This is a genomic window from Flavobacterium sp. Sr18, assembly GCF_011064265.1.
Taxonomy (GTDB): Bacteria; Bacteroidota; Bacteroidia; order Flavobacteriales; family Flavobacteriaceae; genus Flavobacterium; species Flavobacterium petrolei.
Genome location: NZ_CP049329.1, coordinates 3,793,596 through 3,799,679 on the forward strand (window position 1 = coordinate 3,793,596; position 6,084 = coordinate 3,799,679).

The window sequence follows — 6,084 nt, forward strand, 5'->3', positions numbered from 1 at the left end:
AATATGGACGAAAAACAAATACGTGATGAATTATCAAAAATTTTAGTTGAAAATCCAAACGATTATAGCAAAATATTGGAGCTCTCTTCTAAATTAGCAAGTTTCGACATTGATAATGTTAGATTTAGCGTTGATGCAGGAGTAATTGATAGATTAGGTACTGAATTAGTTGCTAGACAAGAAACAGCAGTATCCGAGCTAGTAAAAAATGCTTATGATGCGGATGCAAAAAAAGTAATTTTAAAATTTGAAAATTCTGACTCGATTGGAGGAACTTTATTCATTGAAGATGATGGATTAGGTATGACTAGAGACCAATTGGTTAATGGATTTATGAGAATATCCTCTACAGACAAATTGAGAAATCCTCTTTCTGAAAGATTTAACAGAAAAAGAGCAGGTCAAAAAGGTATAGGAAGATTTGCTGTTCAACGTTTAGGCGAAAAATTAACAATTACGACCCAAACTTTAAAAGATGATTTTGCACTGGTTTTAACTATTAATTGGAATCAATATGCTGGAGATATAGATTTAGTAAATATTACTAATAAAATCATTACCGTTCCTAAAAGAAAAGAAGAAGGAACAACACTAAAAATTGAAGGTTTAAAAGATAGATGGTCACAATCAGCTATAAAACGTATTTACAGATATGTTAGTGCTATTATACAACCTTTTCCATTGTCGGAGCAGGAAGAAAATATTAATAAAAATCTGAACCTCATTGATCCTGGTTTTAAAACAGTTTTTAAAAAAACTGATAACGATAAATCAATTATAATTGCTGATGAATCTAGTATGATATATAATCATGCATTAGCTGAAATTGAAGGCTGGATAGATAATAAGGGACTAGGAATATATTCAGTAATTAGTAAACAATTAAAAATTGAAGAATATGGAGAAATAGGTAGCGATCCAGATGACATGTCACAACCCTTTTCTGAACTCAGGAAGGTTAGATTTAAAGCATATTACTATATTTATAATAAAGGACTAATTCCAAAAATGCATGAAACAAGTATTAAGACATTATCAAAAACTTCAGGAGGAATGCGATTATACAGAAATGGTTTTAGAGTATTACCATATGGTGAACCAAAGAATGATTGGTTAAAATTAGATGCATCAGCAAATCAGCGTTCATTTCTACCTGTTCATAGTAATACTAATTTCTTCGGATTTGTTGAATTAAGTGACACGGATAAGAAATTCAATGAAACATCCAGTCGTGAAGGCTTAATGGAAAATGAGGCTTTAATTCAATTGCAAAATTTTATATATAGAACTTTAATGACCTGCGTATTAAAAGTAGCTGAAGTAAGAAATATAAAAATTGTATCTGGTCAACGAAAAGAAGGAAAATTATACGAAAAAATAGAAGTTCGCATTAAAGATATTGCTCACACTCTTGAAGTACTAGATCAAGAACTCGAAAAAGAAGAAGGAAATATTCAAATAAAACGTAGACGAAAACAAACACTTCAAAAATTACAAAAAGACATTAAAGCTGTAGCTGAATTACAAAAAGAAGAGACAAGTAAAATGCTTAGAGAAAAATCTATGCTACGTGTCTTGAGTAGTGTTGGTATTACTATTGGTCAATTTATTCATGAAGTTAGAGATTATTTAATCAATATGGAATCAGACGTTAATTTTCTTTTAGAAAAATTGCGCTCAGATACTGCGTTATTAGAAAGAGTCTTAATTTTAGAAAAAAACATTGCAACATTCCAGAGTTACACTTCTTATTTTGATAATGTGATTTCTCAAAACGTTGTAAGAGAATTAAAACCTATTGAAATTCAAAATACATCTGAGAAATTTTGGACTTCCATTCATAATGATGCCAATAAAAGTGACATTGTATTCAATATTCCAGAAAGAAATGGCTTCTATTTATATACATTACCAATGCATCCTTCAGAATGGTCTTCTATTTTATTTAACTTTTATACTAATGCAAAAAAAGCAATTAAAAGAACTAAAAAAAGTGGAGAAATAAAAATTGAGTGTGGTGCAGACGAAAAGTATATTTATTTGGAGTTCTCAGATACTGGTGATGGAATTTCTCAAGAAAATGAAGAAAGAATATTTGAAGAATTTTTCACAACTACTTCTCCCAATAGTTTAGAAGAAATTGATGCAAGCAATGAAATTACAGGAACTGGTCTAGGGCTAAAAATTGTAAAAGATATTGTTTCAAGTTATAGAGGGAATATACAAGTTGTATCTCCGAAACAGGGCTTTAGCACTTGTTTAAGAATAGAAATACCAAAAGCAACAAATAAAGAATTAGATGATTATGGCATATAAAATATTTTACATTGATGATTTGGAAACAGATAGTCGTAAAAAAGATTTAGAAGATTTAGGTTATTCAGTTAAGTTGTATGATCCAACTTCAAATTTAAATGATTTATTTATTGAAATAGAAGAAGACACTGATGCTGTAATACTTGATTACAGATTAACAAAAGGAGCAAATCATGCCTGTTTTGATGCACCTACTATTGCTCAAACTCTTAGGACTAAACACAAAGATGATAACAAAGGAATTCCATTAATTTTAATGTCTAATGAAATAATAAAAGTAAATGAATTTGATAAAGATTTTACTAGTCAAGATTTATTTGATTTTGTTTTGACAAAGGAAGATTTTACAAGAGGAATGAAGAGTTTTAAATCTAAATTAGATTCTTTTATAGGTGCTTATCAAAAAATTAAAACAGAGAAAAATTTAATTACAATTTTGGGTTTAGAAGAGGGCGATATTTCTTTACATTCAAGATTTATTTCGGCATTTGACAAACCAGGTAATGATCAATTAAAAATAAGTTCTTTAATCTATGATAATTTAATATGTGCAATTGGGCTTACTGTTGGGGAAGATGTTTTGTCTTCCAGATTAGGAGTATCAAAAACGTCTGAAGATTGGTCCAAATTAATGGAGAGTTTGGGAAATGCAAGTTACAAGGGAATTTTTTCTGATATTAAAAAACGTTGGTGGATGGAAAAAGTAAACTCTTGGTGGAAGGAAAATATTTCAGATACAATTCCAATCAGAAGATTGAATGCAGAAGAAAGAGTTAATTTAATTGCAGAAAAAACAGGATTTAAAAATTTAATTGTTGTTGAAAAAACAACGCATTCTGAAAGCACTAATTTTTGGACAATTTGTAAATATTCAAAACGACCTATAGATCCATTTGACGGTGTTGAATTGCTAAAAGAATATTTACCTTGGCAAGAAAAAGAATATTTATCTATAGATTCAGCTTTATTAAATAAAGACGTGTATCAAAAACTTATGAGTAATATTGACAAAAAAGCTATGCGTGAACTAGCTTCTAAATTAAATGGCAATGAATAGTTGGAATTTAAGAAACTTTCGAAATGATTTGTCAATTTTTATTGAATTGATTAAAAACAACAATGTTACTGGTAATTTTTCTGATCTCGATGATTTGCTTTTGATTATCGATAGTAAACAGTGTATAGAATATAATCTTGAGAATATTATTTTTCATATAAAGGGATTGATTGCTGGAACAGTCCCTAATGATCTGCATTATTGTGAGATTCATTTGAATCACATGTTGATGTGTAAAGATACTTTAGACGTAGTGCAAGATCCACTTTATAGATATATTTTTGATTTAAGTATTTCTTTATTCAAGAATGAAAACGCAACAAAAAAAGCTTACTACAGCAGTTGGCATCATGATAGGCATTTAAATACTCAAAATGTTAAGTATACACATCCAACTTATCATTTTCAATTTGGAGGTAAAAAATTTGAGTTAATTGATGAAGAGATGTCAGTTTTGTCTTGTCCTAGAATACCTCATCCTCCAATGGATATTTTTTTAGGTTTTCATTTTATATTGTCTAATTATTTTGACAACAAAAGATTTGCATTTGTTAATTCATTAATGCAGGATGAAGATTATAAAAGAATTATAAAAAGAGCTCAAGATAGACTGTGGGCTCCATATTTTAAAGCTTTTGATACAGGTAATACTCATCAAGATTTCACATTCAACAAATTATTCCCTTTGTACATAAACTGAAAATGAATCAAAACATATTAAAATATCTTAGAGAATACTCTTATCAAACTCTAGACGTTAATAGGCTTTTGGTATCTTCTTTTTTAGAAGTCAATAGTTTAATAAATATTGAAAACGAATTTATTAATCAATATACAATAACAATCCATGACGAAAATGAAACCAATAAACTTAACGAGTTTGTTAGCCTTTTAAAGAATGTTGAATTTGATATTGAAGATTTGCTTGAGTTATTTGAGTTTGTCATTTCACCCGCTGATAAAGAAGTTAATGGTGCCGTTTTTACTCCTGGTTATATTAGAGATTTTATAGTTAAACAATCAATAGATAAATATTTAAATTTAGATCGGCATTTATTTAATGCCACATTTGGTGATATCGCTTGTGGTTGTGGTGGCTTTTTTAAAACCATTGTCGACATAATTAAATTGCAAACTGATAAAAGCTATTTTGAAATTTTTAGAGATAATATCTTTGGAGTAGATATCCAAAATTATAGTATCGAGCGCACAAAAATATTATTAATTCTTCATGCAATAAAAAATGGAGAAGACAGACCTACTTTTGAATTTAATCTATATCAAGGTAATTCATTAAATTTTGATTGGAATTTGATTCCACAAATTCAACAAAATGGAGGATTTGATATAATTGTAGGTAATCCGCCTTATGTAGGTGCTTCAAAAATAGATGATGAAACAAAATTATTACTTAAAAACTGGAGTGTTTCCGCTTCTGGAAAATCAGACTTATATATTCCCTTTTTTGAAATTGGGATTGAAAATTTAAATACTACAGGTATTTTAGGTTATATTACCGTAAATACTTTCTACAAAAGTTTAAATGGTAGGTCGGTTAGAAATTATTTTTCTACAAATAAATTTGACTTAACAATAATCGATTTTGGTGGAGAGCAATTATTTAAAAAAAGGTCAACATACACTTGCATATGTATTATTAGTAAACAAGAAACAAATTGTATTAACTATGTTAAATCAAAAAGCACAAATATTAATTCTATAAAAAAATCTGATTATATAAATATCTTATACAATGATTTAAATGATTTTGATGGATGGTATTTGATTAATAAAAAAACAAAAAAGATAATATCTAAAATAGAAAGCACTGGTGATTCATTAGGCTCTAAATTTGAAATCCGGAACGGTTTTGCTACCCTTAAGAACAACATCTATGTTTTTAATCCAATAAGAGAAACTGAAGATTTTTATTTTTTTATTAAAGATGGACAAGAGTATAGTATTGAAAAAAATATTTGCAGAAATGCAATAAAACCTAACACTCTGAAGCTCGAGTCAGAAATTGAAAATCGTACCGAAAAATTAATTTTTCCATATAATATAATTAAGGAAGAAAATGATTTATTTGATACTAATAAAAAAAGTTTAAAAGTTATTCATGAAGACGAATTAATATCAAAGTTTCCTTCAACTTATGAATATTTATTAAGTCAAAAAGAAATCTTATCTAAAAGAGATAAAGGGAATAGAGACTATGATAAGTGGTATTCCTTTGGCAGAAATCAAGCATTACTTATATCAGGATATAAGTTATTGTTGCCATACATAACAAATACTCCATGCTTTGTATATACTAATGATCAAGATTTGCTTTTTTACAATGGATATGCAATTTTTTCCGAATCAGTAGAAGAATTACACATTCTTCAAAAGATTTTAATGTCTAAGATATTTTGGTTTTATATTGAAAATACAAGTAAACCATACGCTGGAAATTATTTTTCAGTCGCTAAAAATTATATTAAGAATTTTGGAATCTGTACTTTGACAGATGATGAAAAGTTGACCCTACTAAACTTAGTTGATACAAATGAAATTGATAATTTTCTTTATTCTAAATATAATATTGACCCCAAATTGATAGTATAAGAGGTTCCTAAATGTCTTTTATCTAATATAAAGTAAAGGCAAATGTCTTTGACTATGAGTAATTTGTTTAATATCGTGATCAAAAAAAACACCCCCGCTAC

General features: G+C 28.1%; 4 protein-coding genes. All 4 read left to right on the forward strand.

The annotated features are described in order from the left end of the window. The first annotated feature begins 3 nt into the window (after positions 1–3). The 4 genes from G7A72_RS16475 to G7A72_RS16490 are packed head-to-tail and all read left to right on the forward strand — an operon-like array spanning position 4 to position 5,983. Complete coding sequence (locus G7A72_RS16475) at positions 4–2,316, forward strand: sensor histidine kinase (protein ID WP_165153562.1); 2,313 nt, start codon at positions 4–6, stop codon at positions 2,314–2,316. Beyond that, the gene (locus tag G7A72_RS16480; protein ID WP_165153564.1) at positions 2,306–3,373 is read left to right on the forward strand and encodes a hypothetical protein; all 1,068 of its coding nucleotides are present in this window, start codon (positions 2,306–2,308) and stop codon (positions 3,371–3,373) included. Before G7A72_RS16475 ends, G7A72_RS16480 begins: the two co-directional genes overlap by 11 nt. Continuing rightward, complete coding sequence (locus G7A72_RS16485) at positions 3,366–4,073, forward strand: hypothetical protein (protein ID WP_165153566.1); 708 nt, start codon at positions 3,366–3,368, stop codon at positions 4,071–4,073. Before G7A72_RS16480 ends, G7A72_RS16485 begins: the two co-directional genes overlap by 8 nt. Positions 4,074–4,075: 2 nt before the next feature. Then, positions 4,076–5,983 carry an Eco57I restriction-modification methylase domain-containing protein gene (locus G7A72_RS16490; protein ID WP_165153568.1) on the forward strand — a complete coding sequence of 636 codons (1,908 nt, stop codon included), beginning with the start codon at positions 4,076–4,078 and terminating at the stop codon, positions 5,981–5,983. Positions 5,984–6,084: the final 101 nt, after the last annotated feature.